The organism is Nonomuraea sp. KM88, from assembly GCF_052245635.1.
Taxonomy (GTDB): domain Bacteria; phylum Actinomycetota; class Actinomycetes; order Streptosporangiales; family Streptosporangiaceae; genus Nonomuraea.
Window position 1 is genome coordinate 256,834 of record NZ_JBQQCC010000015.1, and the last position, 13,410, is coordinate 270,243.

General features: G+C 69.5%; 19 protein-coding genes and 1 pseudogene. 8 read left to right on the forward strand and 12 right to left on the reverse strand.

What is annotated here, in order from left to right:
- On the forward strand, positions 1 to 291 hold the full coding sequence (locus ACTWPV_RS36540; protein ID WP_443155270.1) for a hypothetical protein: 291 nt from the start codon (positions 1 to 3) through the stop codon (positions 289 to 291).
- A 443-nt stretch (positions 292 to 734) separates the two neighbouring features.
- Positions 735 to 1,088: a helix-turn-helix domain-containing protein gene (locus ACTWPV_RS36545; protein ID WP_347650799.1), complete on the forward strand. Its 354-nt coding sequence runs from the start codon at positions 735 to 737 to the stop codon at positions 1,086 to 1,088.
- Between the two features lie 27 nt (positions 1,089 to 1,115).
- Here ACTWPV_RS36545 and ACTWPV_RS36550 read toward each other — a convergent pair whose 3' ends face one another.
- On the reverse strand, positions 1,116 to 1,706 hold the full coding sequence (locus tag ACTWPV_RS36550) for a ClpP family protease (RefSeq protein WP_185101837.1): 591 nt from the start codon (positions 1,704 to 1,706) through the stop codon (positions 1,116 to 1,118).
- Complete coding sequence (locus ACTWPV_RS36555) at positions 1,703 to 2,329, reverse strand: ClpP family protease (protein WP_443155271.1); 627 nt, start codon at positions 2,327 to 2,329, stop codon at positions 1,703 to 1,705. Before ACTWPV_RS36555 ends, ACTWPV_RS36550 begins: the two co-directional genes overlap by 4 nt.
- Positions 2,330 to 2,860: 531 nt before the next feature.
- Between ACTWPV_RS36555 and ACTWPV_RS36560 the strand changes: the two genes are divergently transcribed.
- From ACTWPV_RS36560 to ACTWPV_RS36575, 4 genes are all read left to right on the forward strand, one after another.
- The gene (locus ACTWPV_RS36560; RefSeq protein WP_443155272.1) at positions 2,861 to 3,436 is read left to right on the forward strand and encodes a hypothetical protein; all 576 of its coding nucleotides are present in this window, start codon (positions 2,861 to 2,863) and stop codon (positions 3,434 to 3,436) included.
- Positions 3,433 to 3,759 carry a hypothetical protein gene (locus tag ACTWPV_RS36565; protein WP_443155273.1) on the forward strand — a complete coding sequence of 109 codons (327 nt, stop codon included), beginning with the start codon at positions 3,433 to 3,435 and terminating at the stop codon, positions 3,757 to 3,759. Before ACTWPV_RS36560 ends, ACTWPV_RS36565 begins: the two co-directional genes overlap by 4 nt.
- 43 nt (positions 3,760 to 3,802) lie before the next feature.
- Complete coding sequence (locus tag ACTWPV_RS36570) at positions 3,803 to 4,498, forward strand: class I SAM-dependent methyltransferase (protein ID WP_443155274.1); 696 nt, start codon at positions 3,803 to 3,805, stop codon at positions 4,496 to 4,498.
- Positions 4,499 to 4,830: 332 nt separating this feature from the next.
- On the forward strand, positions 4,831 to 5,163 hold the full coding sequence (locus tag ACTWPV_RS36575; RefSeq protein ID WP_347778780.1) for a hypothetical protein: 333 nt from the start codon (positions 4,831 to 4,833) through the stop codon (positions 5,161 to 5,163).
- 344 nt (positions 5,164 to 5,507) lie between these two features.
- Here ACTWPV_RS36575 and ACTWPV_RS36580 read toward each other — a convergent pair whose 3' ends face one another.
- The 10 genes and pseudogenes from ACTWPV_RS36580 to ACTWPV_RS36625 form a co-directional block, all read right to left on the reverse strand.
- A complete protein-coding gene (locus tag ACTWPV_RS36580) occupies positions 5,508 to 6,809 on the reverse strand; it encodes a M28 family peptidase (protein ID WP_443155275.1) in 1,302 nt (433 codons plus the stop codon).
- Positions 6,806 to 7,078, reverse strand: a complete 273-nt coding sequence (locus ACTWPV_RS36585) for a hypothetical protein (RefSeq protein WP_443155276.1) — start codon at positions 7,076 to 7,078, stop codon at positions 6,806 to 6,808. Before ACTWPV_RS36585 ends, ACTWPV_RS36580 begins: the two co-directional genes overlap by 4 nt.
- 159 nt (positions 7,079 to 7,237) lie before the next feature.
- On the reverse strand, positions 7,238 to 7,663 hold the full coding sequence (locus tag ACTWPV_RS36590) for a hypothetical protein (RefSeq protein WP_443155306.1): 426 nt from the start codon (positions 7,661 to 7,663) through the stop codon (positions 7,238 to 7,240).
- Positions 7,664 to 7,724: 61 nt separating this feature from the next.
- Positions 7,725 to 7,931 (reverse strand): annotated as a pseudogene (locus ACTWPV_RS36595) (NAD(P)-binding protein); the annotation flags it as partial.
- Positions 7,932 to 7,959: 28 nt separating this feature from the next.
- Positions 7,960 to 8,370, reverse strand: coding sequence for an ArsR/SmtB family transcription factor (locus tag ACTWPV_RS36600; protein ID WP_443155277.1), 411 nt, complete (start codon positions 8,368 to 8,370; stop codon positions 7,960 to 7,962).
- Between the two features lie 31 nt (positions 8,371 to 8,401).
- On the reverse strand, positions 8,402 to 9,640 hold the full coding sequence (locus ACTWPV_RS36605) for an MFS transporter (protein ID WP_443155278.1): 1,239 nt from the start codon (positions 9,638 to 9,640) through the stop codon (positions 8,402 to 8,404).
- Positions 9,637 to 9,900, reverse strand: coding sequence for a hypothetical protein (locus ACTWPV_RS36610; RefSeq protein WP_347778786.1), 264 nt, complete (start codon positions 9,898 to 9,900; stop codon positions 9,637 to 9,639). Before ACTWPV_RS36610 ends, ACTWPV_RS36605 begins: the two co-directional genes overlap by 4 nt.
- A 14-nt stretch (positions 9,901 to 9,914) precedes the next feature.
- Entirely contained in the window at positions 9,915 to 11,330 is a 1,416-nt protein-coding gene (locus ACTWPV_RS36615; RefSeq protein WP_443155279.1) for an FAD-dependent oxidoreductase, read from the reverse strand.
- A gap of 25 nt (positions 11,331 to 11,355) precedes the next feature.
- Positions 11,356 to 11,523: a hypothetical protein gene (locus ACTWPV_RS36620; protein WP_347778789.1), complete on the reverse strand. Its 168-nt coding sequence runs from the start codon at positions 11,521 to 11,523 to the stop codon at positions 11,356 to 11,358.
- A 115-nt stretch (positions 11,524 to 11,638) separates the two neighbouring features.
- Positions 11,639 to 11,980, reverse strand: a complete 342-nt coding sequence (locus ACTWPV_RS36625; RefSeq protein ID WP_347778791.1) for an ArsR/SmtB family transcription factor — start codon at positions 11,978 to 11,980, stop codon at positions 11,639 to 11,641.
- 53 nt (positions 11,981 to 12,033) lie between these two features.
- On the opposite strand from ACTWPV_RS36625, the gene ACTWPV_RS36630 reads away from it, so the two are divergent.
- Both ACTWPV_RS36630 and ACTWPV_RS36635 read left to right on the forward strand, forming a co-directional pair.
- Complete coding sequence (locus ACTWPV_RS36630) at positions 12,034 to 13,101, forward strand: flavin-containing monooxygenase (protein ID WP_443155280.1); 1,068 nt, start codon at positions 12,034 to 12,036, stop codon at positions 13,099 to 13,101.
- A 1-nt stretch (position 13,102) separates the two neighbouring features.
- Positions 13,103 to 13,375 carry a hypothetical protein gene (locus ACTWPV_RS36635; protein WP_443155281.1) on the forward strand — a complete coding sequence of 91 codons (273 nt, stop codon included), beginning with the start codon at positions 13,103 to 13,105 and terminating at the stop codon, positions 13,373 to 13,375.
- Positions 13,376 to 13,410 lie beyond the last annotated feature (35 nt).

Here is a 13,410-nt window from a genome sequence, read left to right on the forward strand (position 1 = left end):
ATGGAGGCAGCCGTCGGCACGAGCGGGGCGTGTGAGATCCTCGGCAAGGCCCGCGCCAGCCTGTATCGGCAGCGGAATCCGACGCCGCGCCAGCAGGGCCCGCGCCGCCCGTTTCATCACCCAGAGTTGTCCGAAGAGGAACGGGCGCATGTGCTGGCGGTGCTGGACTCGCCCCTGTTCGCCGACAAGTCGGCGGGACAGGTGTGGGCGATCCTGCTGGATGAGGGCACCTACCTGTGCTCGCAGGCCACCATGTACAGGCTGCTGCGCGAGCGCCTCTTCAGACCATGAGAACCGCGACAACCATCACCGGACTGCCTCGCCATGCCCACATGCGTTGACTCTCCGCACAACACGTCGGGCATGGCCCAGTGAACGCATTCGGCGATGGCGAGCAGCAAAGCGCCCGTCCCGGCGATGTGTGCTGCCGCAGCATCTCAAAGATCAACGACTGTTCTGGACTGTGGGAGCCGAATAGTGGGTCACAGGGTTTGATCTGGGTTTGCTGCGTTCGGCGGCTAAGCTCCGGCAGGACTCGACCGGATCCTCATCATGAAGGGAACACCACCTGCGCAAGCGGTGCTCACGTGGCTGGTCTTCGGCTTCACCGAGTGGTCGCCGCCGCGACGACCGCTCGGTGAGCGCGCAAATGGGCTGGGCAAGGGTAAGCGGAGACGGTTCTGCTCTGCGCGAAGCCGGCAGAACTCGAACGCGCCATCGACCTATGGTGAGGTATGGCCTCATCCATGCCGTCGCGTCTAGCGATCAATCGGACCGCCCCCGAGCCGTCTCCGGCTCGCGAGCCGCTGTGGCGGCAGGTGCTCGGTGAGTGCTTGAGAGGGCTTCGCCATGAGCGGGGCGAGAAGTTGAGCGAGACGGCAAGCCGCGCCGGAGTCTCGCCGCAATATCTCTCCGAGATCGAACGAGGCGTCAAGGAGCCGTCGAGCGAAATGATCGCCGCGGTCGCCGGCGCGCTGGATGTGACCCTGGTCGATCTGACCCTTGCCGTTGCCGAGAGTTTGCGGCCTGCTCAGCAGGGCGCATCGAGAGGTGCCACCTGCTCGGCGGCGTATGCTCTGGCCGCGTAGTGCGGCTTGCCGGGGTTGTCCACGAGTCTATGAACGCTCCTCGATGATCTGATCGAGGAGCCCGTACTCCAAGGCCGCGGTAGCGGTGAACACGCGATCGTGATCGGTGTCGGCGCGCAGGGTCTCGACCGTCTGGCCGGTGTGCCGTGAAAGTATGCGCTCGATGTCCGCCCGGACACGTACGACCTCGTCGGCCTGCAAGATGAGATCGGGGATCGCTCCGCGCCCCTGGGCTGCCGGCTGGTGCAGGATGATCCGTGCGTGTGGGAGAGCGGCACGTTTGCCTTCGGCGCCCGCGGCGAGAAGTACGGCACCCACCGCGACGGCCTGTCCCACACAGGTCGTCGAAACCCGCGGGCGGATATGGCGCATGGTGTCGTAGATCGCGAGCATCGCGCTCGGGTCTCCGCCTTCGCAGTTGATATAGAACTGGATCTCCGCCTCGGGGTTGTCTGATTCCAGAAAGATCAGCTGCGCGATGAGAGCATTCGCGACGCCCGCGTCGATTGCGGTGCCCAGGTAGACGATCCGCTCGGTGAGCAGGTGCGAGTAGACATCCATGATCCGCTCGCCACGAGGGTTCGAGGCGATGACGTTCGGGATCGTATATGTGGTCACTGGCCGACTCCTTGGGTGACGCCGAATCCGAGCCGTGGGCGGTTTTGTGGCGCGACTTCGTCGAAGTTCTGCACGATGGCGTCGATGAAGCCGTAGTCCAGTGCTTCCTGTGCCGTGTACCAACGATCGTGCAGAGAATCCTCGAATATGCGCTCGACAGGCTGACCTGTGTCCTCGGCAATCAGACCGAGCACCGTGTCGCGCGTATGCCGAAGGTCGCCGGCCTGCAGTTCGATGTCGACCGCGGTGCCACCGATTCCCGCCGAGCCTTGGTGCATCAGGACTCGTGAGTGCGGTAGAGCGCGGCGCTTCCCACGGGCCCCCGACGACAGCAGGAACTGCCCGGCACTGTAAGCGATACCCAGGACGAGGGTCGATACGTCACAGGGAATGAGACGCATGATGTCGCGGATCGCAAGCATCGACGGGACCGAGCCACCTGGGGAATGAATCCACAAGGCGATATCGGACGACGCATCCTGCGTGGCGAGTGCCATCAGCTGGGTGGCCAGCAGCGTCCCATTGTCGTCGTCGAGAGGGCCGTCGAGAACGAGAACACGCTGCTCATAGAGTTCGCGTCTCATTCGTGGGTTGAACAGCGGAAGTTTCGATTCTTCGCTCATGCGTCCATCTTGTGAGGCGACCCGGACCCGTGTCGACAGGATCTGCCTGGGGCAGATCTGCTCTGAGCAGCGAGAGCTGCTGAGCAGGGACAGCGCGATTACCGGCCGGTTCGGGGAGCGCGGTCCGGCTGCCGGGCCGGGTTCGATATTCGTATGGATATGCATGGCCAGGACGGTTTCGTTCGGCTCCACTTGTCGAGCCATACTTGTGGATCGTCTGGGCACTGATGTCCAGGTCGCGAGCCGGCTCGTGACCGTGCAGCCCGCCTCCAGCAGGTCCGGTCTCGAGTACGCGGCGATTACCAGAAACGTGAGCAGGGCCGGCCCCAGCGAGCTGAGACCTTGCGACCACGGCAACGCGACGGCTCGCTATGGCAGAGGCGACTGGATGCGATGGGCTCCGGCGAGGCGCTTGCCGAAGTGCCGCCAGAGGAAGGTGAGCAAGTGTTCGCGCGTGCCTCAGCTGAGCATTCGACACCCAGGTGACCGCCAAGCTGCCCGCCCTCCTGCGCAAGCATCACCCACGCCCTCATGGACGGCGGCCACCACCTCGCCGCCACCGACACCGCACGCGGCTCAGCCCAACGCATGGACGCCGACCTGTCCGCACCCTCGCCGGACGACCTGTCCATCTACGGATCACTACTGCTGCGCGGTGCCATCGCCGCCGCCAGCACCGGCAACCGCCACAACACCGCCGAACTCCTCGACGAAGCCGCCGAAGCAGGAACCAGACTCGGCCACGACGCCAACCACATGTGGACCGCGTTCGGTCCCAACAACGTCCTGTGCCACCGCGTCAACGTCGCCCTGCGCTTCGGCGACGCCGGCACCGCCATCGACTACGCCCGCCAGGTCGAACTGGACCAGCTCCCGATCAACGAACGCAAGGCCACCCTGCTCCTCGACACCTCCCGCGCCTTCCTCATGCGCAACCAGCACGACCGAGCCCTGCACATCCTGCGCGCCGCAGGCGAGATCGCCCCCGAAGAAGTCACCGGCCGCCCCACAGCCCTCCGGCTCGTACGTGACATCCTGGCAACCGCCCCGATCAGCGTCCGCCGCGAAGCCCGCGACTACGCGGCAACCCTGGGAGTCCACGCGTGACCCAACCCGGCAAGGTCCTCTACATCATCGTCTGCGCCGCAGGACCAGCCCCCGACGTCGGCCGCCTCGTCACCCTCGCCCAAGACGCCGGCTGGACCGTCCAGATCATCGCCACCCCGCCCGCACTCGACTTCATCAACATTGCCGAACTGGAAAAGCAGACCGGCCGCCCCGTCCGCAGCCAGTACCGCAACGGCGCGCCGCGTAGCGCCATCCGCGCCATACCCACCGAACTCGCCGACCGAGCGCCGCATGAGACCGCTCCACCGCCGGTCTTCGCAAGGCCACTCAGGCCAGGACCCGGACCATCCACCGTCTCCTGAAACTCGATGGCAAGAGGACGAGCGGCAGCGCCATGATGTCCCGATGCACAAGGCGACTGCTTATCATGACGCACTCGGCGACCACTTCGCGGAACACGCAGGGACGAGCCCCTACAACGCCTACACCGACAGACCCGCGATGCTTCGACTCGCGGGCAATGTCTCCGGGGCCAGAATCCTGGATGTCGGCTGTGGAGCAGGCCACTATGCGGCCGAGCTCTCGGCCCGTGGTGCCCAGGTCGTCGGAGTCGAAGGCAGCGCCACACTACTGCGCCACGCGCAAGCACACGTGCACGGCCAAGCAGAACTATTCCTTCATGATCTCGAAGAGCCACTCGGTTTCGCCGCTGACGCATCCTTCGACGGGGCAGTCTGCGCCCTCGTATACGAGCACGTCAGAAACCGCGTGCAACTGCTGGGTGAACTACGCCGCGTCCTGCGTCCAAGTGGATGGCTCCTGATATCGACCACGCATCCCACAGCCGACTGGGGCCACTTCGGAGGCTCGTACTTCAGCCACGACTGGAGAGACCTCCCCATCGGAGACAGGCAGCTCTCGATCCACTACCAGCGCCTGCCACTGGAGACCTTCCTAAACGAGCTACTGGCCGCAGGGTTCGTACTTCAGCAGCTCATCGAACCGCGCCCCACGGCCGACCTCCGGGAAATCGACGAAGCCGCTTACAACAAGCTCCACCAAGCGCCATCCTTCCTTGCTGTAAGGCTCCAACGACCTTGAACACAATCCGGAAGCTCCATCTCGCCGACATAGGGAAGGGAAAGCCGGGGCCACGGGGACAAGGTGGAGCCCTCAACTGGAGGAACGACCTTGGCCCCGTGGCCCCGGCCTGCTCGGCTTGTCCCGGGTGGCAACGGGTCGGGGAGTTGCGGCATGGTCACACGCTCCAGGATGCATGATCGGGAAGACCGTCGTCTGACGACTGGCCTTTACTGGCCGCCGAGGTTCCGCAGGCCAGTTTTCGTATATCGACCTGTCCGCCCCTGATTTGCGACAATCACGCTGTGCGTCTCCTATTGAGGTCGGCCTTGGCCGGGTCCGCAGTGGCGGTCTTGCTGCTGCTCCTCCTCGCCTGGCCGACCACCGACTCGGATTCCGAGCTCAAGCTGGCAATGGCGTTTGCGCTGACGCCCTTCCCGCTCAGCATGGTGGCTGCGTGGTTGGCCCGCCTGCCCCACTGGCCGGCCGTTGGTCTGGTGGCCCCCTTCGTCATGCTGGCGGTCGTCGTCATCCAGCCGGACTATGACTCCTGGATGTCCAACGAGACCCTTGCATTCGGCATGCTGATAGGGGTCCCCGTGGTGGTCGGCTTCGTGCTCACGGCCCTGCTCTGTACCCTGCTCACACAAAAGACCGCATGCCCGGCAGGAGGAGATACGGCGTAGGGCGCAGATGGAAGCCCGATCACCGTGTTCAGGCCTCCGGCCGTTCCCGGTCCCAGCGGTGGCCGCGCTTTTGTGATGTCTCAGGACATCGGAAACCCTCGAACCCCTGCTGCCTGGCTCCACCGACCGAGCATTGATCACCGCCGTGTCGGCCACCGAGGCCCTCGCCGCTCTCGCCGCGCGAGACGGCGCGCCGCCGACCGGATAGCGCCGCGCACGCTGGCCGTCATGCGTCATCATCGTCCTGACTGTGAACCGGCCAGCTCTGCGGCCTGCCGTCGAACTGGCCTTGGCCGCCTCGACAGCCTGGGTGAGGGGAGCTGTTTCCCGCTCTGGCGTTCCTCCTACGTGTTGAGCAGCATGACGGTCACCACCAGCAGCCGGGCGGCGGCCATCAGCGTGTCCGGCTGCACGCGATCCGGAGTCTCGGCCGGAGTCTGGTAGCCGGGCATGCCCATGCCGACACCGATCGAGGCCAGACCGGCGGCGGCGTAGCGGCGGTTGTCGGAGGCCATCGCGCCCGCCTTCAGCGGCACGCCGGTCAGGCGGGCGGCCTGGTCCAGAGTGGCCAGCAAAGCGTGAGCGGGTCCGCCCGCCTCGACAGCGGCGGCCTCGTGCAGCTGTGCGGCACCGTCGAGGTTGATCACGAGCGTGTCCGGCGGCAGGGTGGCGGCGTGGTGGGCCGAGCCCCACGCGCCTGCCTCCTCGGCATCCAGGAAGGCCGCCGTCAGCTCCAGCGCCCCGGGTGGAGCAGCGGCCGCCAGCACTCGGGCGGCCTCCAGGACCGCGGCCACCCCGGAGGCGTTGTCCGCGGCCGCGGGCAGGCGCCGGTCGGGATCGTCGCCGACGCCGTCGTAGTGCGCGCTCAGCAATACCCGCAGCCCCTGGTTCACACCGACAGGCCCGTCGCCGTGACCGTCACCACCTCGGTGGCCGCGGGTCTCGGTGCGGGGAAAACGGGCGTAAACGTTGCGGCCTCGGGTGGCGATCTGCCGCAGCGGCATTGAGCCGGTCACCTGGACCAGGCCGTTGTCCAGGGCTTCGCTCAGATGCCGGTGGACCTCGGGACGCACGGCGATGACGGGCACCGCGCGGGCAGGCGGCCCCGCGATCATCTTGGGCATCCAGCCGTCGGTGTCGGTGCCGCGTACGGTCAGCACTCCGGCCGCGCCCTGCGCCTCGGCCAGCTCGCACGCTCGCCCCCAGGTGGTGGCGTCGGCCAGCACCCATCGGCCGTGCAGGCCGCTCTCCGGGCCGGCCTTGGGATCGGTCTCGGGGACGTTGGTCAGGAGGGCGGTGCGCGGATGTGGCAGTTCGGCGGAGGCCAGGTGCTCGACGAAGTCGCGGCGGTGCTCCAGGCGCCGCGTCCGCCCGGCGCTGCTCCATTCGAGCACGGGCGTCGCGTACAACTCGCGCACCCCTGCCACGTCGAACTCCGACAGCTGCACCTGCGCGCCCAGCTCGCCAAGTTGTTCGGCGAGCCAGGAGGCGGCGGCGCGGTTGCCGGGCGAGCCCACGCGCCGCCCGGCATAGCGGTCGCCGGCCAGCTCACGCACCGTGGCGTGCATGCGGGTGGCCGACACCGCTTCCACCAGGAGGGCCAGGTCCGGCCTGCCCTGGCCGAGGCGAGGCGCTGTGGTGGTCATCCGCAGCATCCGGCGGCTGGCTGGGAGCCGGCCTGAGTGCTGGCCGGAGCCGGTGCTTGGCCGCAGCAACCGCCCTGGGCGGCCTGACTGGCGGCGGCCGGGCTGCCGCAGCAGGCCGTCGCCGCAGCGGTCAGCTCCGTGGCCTGCCCGGCGCCGTTGGACTGCCGGCCGGTGGGGGTAGAAGGGGAGCCGCAGCAGCCTCCGGCGGCGGGCGGGGCGAAGGCCTCCTCCAGGTCGCCGAGGAAGCCGCCGCTGGTCTGGTTCGTCATCGTGGTCTCCCTGCCGAGCAGGGTGGATCGCCCACCCCAGCCATAAGTTAGATGGATATCTAAGCAGTCGCCACCATCTCACGTTGTTTCGATGTCCGTCAAGATAGATGAGAATCTAATTAGAGGTCGCTCTGGTTGCCAGGCGCGGCGCGAAGCGCACTACAGCTGGGTGGAGATCTTCATCGTCGGCGGCGGCAACTCCGCCGCCCAGCTGCTGGCCGAAGCGTCCACGCTCGCCGAGGTGACCTGGGTGACATCGTCGCCGTCCCACCCGTGCGCGAGGCCCGCGACCGCGGCGTGCTCAAGGCCGAGCCCACGGCCCGCCTCGGCCACGTTGATCGGCGCCGGCCGTGCCGCCCGGCTGCTGGCCGCCAGACCACACGCATGCCGCGCAACGGCTCGGGGACGCGGTAGCCGGCGGTGTGCAGGTGCTCCCCGCCGAAGTCGCGCCAGACCGGGATGGTGCGGGATGTAGGGACGCCACCAGGTGCCGGTCGCGCTGATCACGACCGTGGCCTGCCAGACGCCGTGACCGGCCTCGACCAGGAGGTGACCGTCGCCGCGCCGCGCCGCGTGCACCGTCACCGGGCGCAGCGCCGGTAGGTCGTAGCGGCGTTCGTAGTCGGCCAGGTAGGCGACGACCTCGGCCGCGCTCGGGTAGCCCCCACCGGGGGATGGGCATCATGCGGCCGGGCAGTGAGCTGTATTGAGCGGGCGAGAACATGCGCAGACTGTTCCAGGCGTGCCGCCACGCGCCGCCGGCCCTGTCCTGGGCGTCGAGGATGACGAAGTCGGTTTTCGCCCGGCGCAGGTAGTACCCGGCGGCCAGGCCCGCCTGCCCGCCGCCGATCACCAGGACGTCGACGGGCCGGGGTCGGCCGTCATGTGGGCAGCAGCTCCAGCTCAGTGCTTCCCGTGGCAGGCCCAGGGGTCAGCTGAGGGGCGGGTCCGGAAGAGGACTCCGTGAGCGGGGTGAACAAGGCTCCGAGCCTGTTCACCGCCTCGGGGATGATGCGGTAGTAGACCCAGGTGCCGCGCCGTTCGCCGTCGATCAGCCCGGCCGTGCGCAGCACCTTGAGGTGGTGGGAGATGGTGGGGGCGGTCAGGTCGAAGGTGCCGGTCAGGTCGCACACGCAGGCCTCGCCGCCGGCGTGGGAGCCGATCATCGACAGCAGGCGCAGCCGTACCGGGTCGGCGACCGCCTTGAGCATGACGGCGAGCTCGGCGGCGGCGTCCTCGGCCAGCGGTTCGCGGGCGATCGGGGCGCAGCACTGGCCGGCGGGGACGGTCATGACAACCCTCCTGATTAGAAGTCTGTCGAAATTATAAGCGGTGGTAGGCCACCAGCGCGAACGCGGCGATCGCGCAGGCGGCGGCCACCGCGCCCATCACCCAGCCATACCCTGCGGCCTGGGCGAGGGCGACCGCGCCGAGCGGGGCCAGCGCCTTGTCGGCGACGGAGAAGACGGCGATGCGGCCGGCCAGCGAGGCGTAGGCGGCGGTGCCGTAGCGGCCGACCAGCAGGTGCGGCAGGGTGATGGAGGCGATGCCGAAGCCGAGCCCGAACAGCAGCACCGCGCCGATCGCGCCCGCCACGCTACGCCCGATCAGCGGCAGGAGGAGGGCGGCCACGCCTTGCAGGGCGAAGATGGCGGCGGCGATGAGGGCAGCGGGCAGCCGGGTCTGCAGGCCTGTGGTGACCAGTCTGCCGGTCACTGACAGCACGCCCAGCAGCCCGGCCAGGGTGGCGGCCAGCACGGGTGAGTGGCCCAGGTGGATCAGGTAGGTGATGAGCAGGACCGCCACGGTGGCGACCGCGCCGCCGTTGGCGGTGAAGGCGATCACCAGCAACCAGAACGGCCGCCGGCGGGTGGCCGCCTTGACGATGTCGGCCCGCTCCCGCGCCGCGGCGGACGCCTGCGTGCTTGCCGTACGGGTGCGGCGGCGCAGTACGAGGGCGTGCAGCGGGATCGCCGCCATCCCGTAGACCAGGGCCAGGATCGCCAGCGCCGTACGCCAGCCGTACCGGTCGACGAGGAGGCCGGTGAGCGGCAGGAAGATCGAGGAGGCGAACCCGGCGACGATGGTCAGTGCCAGCAGCCCGTTCGCCCGGCCGCGCTCGTTGCCGGCGTAGAGGGAGACGATGACGGCGAAGGCGGCCTCGTACAACACCATGGAGCAGGCGACGCCGACGAGCGCGAACACCGCGTACAACTGCGGCAGGCTCTCCACCCTGGACCAGGCCAGCACCGCTGCGGCGCCCAGCAACGACCCCGCCGTCATCAGCGCGCGCCCGCCGCGGACGTCCAGCAGGCGGCCGACCAGCGGCGCGCACAGGGCCGCGATCAGGATGGACAGGGTGAGGGCGGCGGCGACCTGCGTGTTGGTGGCGTGCGGGTCGCGCGCCATCGGGGCGAGGAAGACGGAGAAGGCGTAGTAGAGCACGCCGTAGCCGATGGTCTGGGTGATGGCCAGCGCAGCGACGACCCGCCGGCCATGTCCGGAACGCGGCGGACCGCCGCCCTGCTGTTCGAGGGCGGCGGTCTCGGCGGTGGAACTCATGCCGGACAGGCGATCAGCGCGCGGCCTTCAGCCGTGGTCGCCCACCCGCCTGCGTGGGTCTCGGTGATGAAGCCTTGGGCTTGCAGACGCCAGGCGAGCGTTCCCGCCATTCGGGCGATCGCTGGCGCGTATCCGGGGTTGGTGCTGGGCCTGCGGGCGGCGACCAGTTCGTCGGCCAGCCGGTGGGCGGGCATCGGCTCGTGGTCGCAGATTAGGCGCAATGCCTCCTTCTGGGCGGCGGTGGGGTAGCCGTCGGACATCGGGGTTGTTCCTTTCACCCGCAGCAGCCGCCGCCGGACTCGGCGGTGGCGGTGGCGGTGGCGAGGGGAAGCGGGGTGGACAGCAGGCCGCCGCTGATGCCGGTGGCCAGGCCGACCCGCTGCTCCTGGGCCTCGGCCAGGTTGGAGGAGCACACGCCGGTCTCGGGCAGGTCGAGCTGGACGTCGCGGGCGGCATCCCAGTCCCCGGCCAGGGCGGAGACCACGGAGCGAACCTGCTCGTACCCGGTGGCCATGAGGAACGTGGGGGCGCGGCCGTAGCTCTTGACGCCGACCGCGTAGTAGCCGGGCTCGGGGTGCGCGAGCTCGTCCACGCCGTGGGCGGGGACGGTGCCGCAGGAGTGCTGGTTGGGGTCGATCAGCGGGGCCAGGGCGCGGGTGGAGCCGAGCACCGGGTCGAGGTCGAGCCGGAGTTCGGCGGCGATGGAGTGGTCGGGGCGGTAGCCGGTGGCCGACACGATCCGGTCCACGGTGACGCTCTGCTCGTGCCCGGACGGGTCGCGGCTGACCACCTCGACGCCCTGGTCAGTGGCGTTGACGCGGTGGGTGAAGAAACCGGTCAGCAGGGTGATGCGGCCGGATTCGACGTGGGCGCGCAGCCGGGTGCCGAGCGCCCCGCGGGCCGGGAGCGCGTCGGCGTCGCCGCCGCCATACGTGCGGCTCGCGCTGCCGCCGCGGATCGCCCAGGTGATCGGCGTGTCCGGCAGCTCGGCCAGGGCCAGCAGGGTGGTGGCGGCCGAGTGCCCCGCCCCGACCACCAGCGTGTGCCTGCCCTCGTAGCGGTCACGGTCCGCGCCGAGCACGTCGGGCAGGGCGTGGTCGACGAACACCGCACCCTCGCCATGCGCGGGCAGGCCGCTCGCCCCGAGCACGTTCGGACTGGTGTAGGTGCCGGACGCGTCGACGATCGCCCGCGCCCGCAGCTCTTCGCCGCTCTCCAGGCGGATCAGGAACGGCACCTCCTCCCGGCCTGCCGTGCGTACCCGGTCGTAACCGAGGCGGCTGATCGCGGTGACCTTCACGCCGAGGCGCACCCTGTCACCGAACAGCTTGGCCAGCGGGGCGAGGTAGTCATCGATGAGCTCGGCGCCGGTGGGTAGCCACTCGCCGTCCGGAGCGGTCCAGCCGTCGGCCTCCAGGAGACGGCGGGCGGCTGCGTCGACGTTGTACTTCCACGGGCTGAACACCCGAACGTGGCCCCACTGGGCCACCGAGGCGGCGACGCGGTCGCCGGCTTCGAGGATCGTGAAGTCGATGCCGCGCTCCGCCAGGTGGGCGGCGGCGGCCAGGCCGACCGGGCCGGCGCCGATCACGACGACCGGCAGCGCGCCGGTCTGCCCGGGGGTGGTCTGCTGAGGGGTGGTGAACGGCTCGATCTCGATGGCGGTGGTGCCACAGCAACGGTCACTCATGACGGCTCTCCAGATGGCGCGCGGGTCAGCGGAAGGACAGGGACGACAGGGCGGAGGTGCGGGCGCGCTCGATGGCGGCCTCAGCGCGGCAGGTGCGGTCGCACACCTCCGAGGTCGCCTCGTTGAAGGTGACGCCCGAGATGTCCCCCGAGATGCCAGCGGGGCGGCGCAGGCGGGTGAGCAGAGCGCGCATCGCGCACCTCCTGAATAGAAGCTCATCTAAACAGCTCAGATTCTGAACCATTGATTAGAGGATTGTCAAATTAGACGAGCGCCTAAGCTGGGACGTGTGGCCGCTTCCGGCCCGGTCAGCCGCAACCGCCGGCGGAGGGGTCATCGCCCGGCGGGCAGCACGCGGCCAAAGCGGCCTGCAGGTCGGCCAGCGCCTGTCGCGCCCCGTCGGGGTTGGCGCGATAGTAGACGGTCTTCCACTCGCGCCGGGAGGTGAGCACCCCGCCCTCGCGCAGCGTCGCCAGGTGTGTGGAGGTGGCCGACTGGGCCAGCGACAGGCGCTCGGCCACCTGGCTCACGGTCAGCTCCACCCCGCCCTCGAACAGGAACAGGATCTGCTGGCGGGTGTCGCTGGCCAGTGCCTTGAGGAAGCCGCGCGCCGCGTCGGTGAGCTGGATGCCGCTGCCTGCCGTCTGCATGGCACGACTCTACTGTATTGTCATTTCTGGATATGAGGATATGATCTGGCGGCGTGGACACCATCGTCATCGGCGGCGGCCAGTCCGGCCTGGCCGCCGCCCGCGCCCTGCGCGCCGCCGGTCGCACGCCCGTCATCCTCGAAGCCGGCCCGACGCCCACCGGCTCGTGGAGCAGCTACTACGACAGCCTCACCCTGTTCTCGCCCGCCCGCTACAGCGCCATGCCCGGCCAGGACTTCCCCGGCGACGACGACCATTACCCCACCCGCGACGAAGTCGTCGCCTACCTGCAGCGCTACGCCGACGGCCTGGACGCCGAGATCCGCACCGGCATCCGCGTCACCGCGGTGGAGGGCGACGGCGCAGGCGGCTTCCTGGTGCACACCGCCGCAGGGGAGACGCTGCGCGCCATGGGTGTGATCGCGGCCAGCGGCTCCTTCGGCAACCCCTACATCCCCGCCATACCGGGCCAGGACGGCTTCACCGGGCAGGCCCTGCACGTGGCCGACTACCGCAGCCCCAAGCACTACGCCGGGCAGCGCGTCGTGGTGGTCGGCGGCGGCAACTCCGCCGTCCAGGTCGCCTACGAACTGGCCGAGGTGGCCGACGTCACGATCGCCTCCCGCCAGCCGCTGCAGCTCATGCCGCAGATCGTCGGCGGCAAGGACGTGCACTACTGGCACACCACCACCGGCTTCGACCAGCTCCCGCCCGCCTGGCTGGCCCGAGTCGCCAGCGGCACCCTGGTCATGGACACCGGCGACTACGCCGCCGCCCTGGCCGACGGCCGCCTGCAGCGCCGTGCGATGTTCTCCGCCTTCGACGGCGACCAGGTGGTGCGGGCCGGCGGCGAGCGTGAGCGCGTCGATGCGGTGATCTACGCGACCGGCTACCTGCCGCACCTGGACTACCTGGCTCCGCTCGGCGCCCTCGACGAAACAGGGCTGCCCCTGCACGCGGGAGGCCTGTCCACCACCCACCTCGGGCTCGGCTACGTCGGACTGGAGTTCCAGCGCTCCTTCGCCTCCAACACCCTGCGTGGCGTGCACCGCGACGCCGAACACGTGGCGGCGCCGATCGCCGCCTACGCCGGCGGCGTCCTGGCTGCCTACGGCCTGTGACATGGGGTCTCCACTGGTCACGCTGGGACTTCTCCTGCTGCTGGTGGCGACCATGATCACCATCGGCACCGCGCTCACCGGGCAAGGCTTGACCGCCATGCTGCGCCGCCCGCGCGCGCTGGTGGCGGCCATGGCGGTGAACGTCGTGGTGGTGCCGGCCGCCGCGGTGGCGGTGGTGCACGGCCTGGCTCTGGACGGGCCGGCGCCTACGGGATCGTGCTGGCCGCCGCCGCGGCCCTCGTCAGCCTCATCGTGCTGGCCTACGGCCTGGTGATGTACGCCGTCTCCGGCCTGGCCCTGACACCGCTG

What these genes read in the sequence shown, in the direction of transcription:
- ACTWPV_RS36540 (WP_443155270.1), top strand. Translation starts at nt 1, where the DNA reads ATGGAGGCAGCCGTCGGCACGAGCGGGGCGTGTGAGATCCTCGGCAAG.
- ACTWPV_RS36545 (WP_347650799.1), top strand. Translation starts at nt 735, where the DNA reads ATGGCCTCATCCATGCCGTCGCGTCTAGCGATCAATCGGACCGCCCCC.
- ACTWPV_RS36555 (WP_443155271.1), bottom strand. Translation starts at nt 2,329, where the DNA reads ATGAGCGAAGAATCGAAACTTCCGCTGTTCAACCCACGAATGAGACGC.
- ACTWPV_RS36560 (WP_443155272.1), top strand. Translation starts at nt 2,861, where the DNA reads ATGGACGGCGGCCACCACCTCGCCGCCACCGACACCGCACGCGGCTCA.
- ACTWPV_RS36570 (WP_443155274.1), top strand. Translation starts at nt 3,803, where the DNA reads ATGCACAAGGCGACTGCTTATCATGACGCACTCGGCGACCACTTCGCG.
- ACTWPV_RS36580 (WP_443155275.1), bottom strand. Translation starts at nt 6,809, where the DNA reads ATGACCACCACAGCGCCTCGCCTCGGCCAGGGCAGGCCGGACCTGGCC.
- ACTWPV_RS36585 (WP_443155276.1), bottom strand. Translation starts at nt 7,078, where the DNA reads ATGACGAACCAGACCAGCGGCGGCTTCCTCGGCGACCTGGAGGAGGCC.
- ACTWPV_RS36600 (WP_443155277.1), bottom strand. Translation starts at nt 8,370, where the DNA reads ATGACCGTCCCCGCCGGCCAGTGCTGCGCCCCGATCGCCCGCGAACCG.
- ACTWPV_RS36605 (WP_443155278.1), bottom strand. Translation starts at nt 9,640, where the DNA reads ATGAGTTCCACCGCCGAGACCGCCGCCCTCGAACAGCAGGGCGGCGGT.
- ACTWPV_RS36610 (WP_347778786.1), bottom strand. Translation starts at nt 9,900, where the DNA reads ATGTCCGACGGCTACCCCACCGCCGCCCAGAAGGAGGCATTGCGCCTA.
- ACTWPV_RS36615 (WP_443155279.1), bottom strand. Translation starts at nt 11,330, where the DNA reads ATGAGTGACCGTTGCTGTGGCACCACCGCCATCGAGATCGAGCCGTTC.
- ACTWPV_RS36620 (WP_347778789.1), bottom strand. Translation starts at nt 11,523, where the DNA reads ATGCGCGCTCTGCTCACCCGCCTGCGCCGCCCCGCTGGCATCTCGGGG.
- ACTWPV_RS36625 (WP_347778791.1), bottom strand. Translation starts at nt 11,980, where the DNA reads ATGCAGACGGCAGGCAGCGGCATCCAGCTCACCGACGCGGCGCGCGGC.
- ACTWPV_RS36635 (WP_443155281.1), top strand. Translation starts at nt 13,103, where the DNA reads ATGGGGTCTCCACTGGTCACGCTGGGACTTCTCCTGCTGCTGGTGGCG.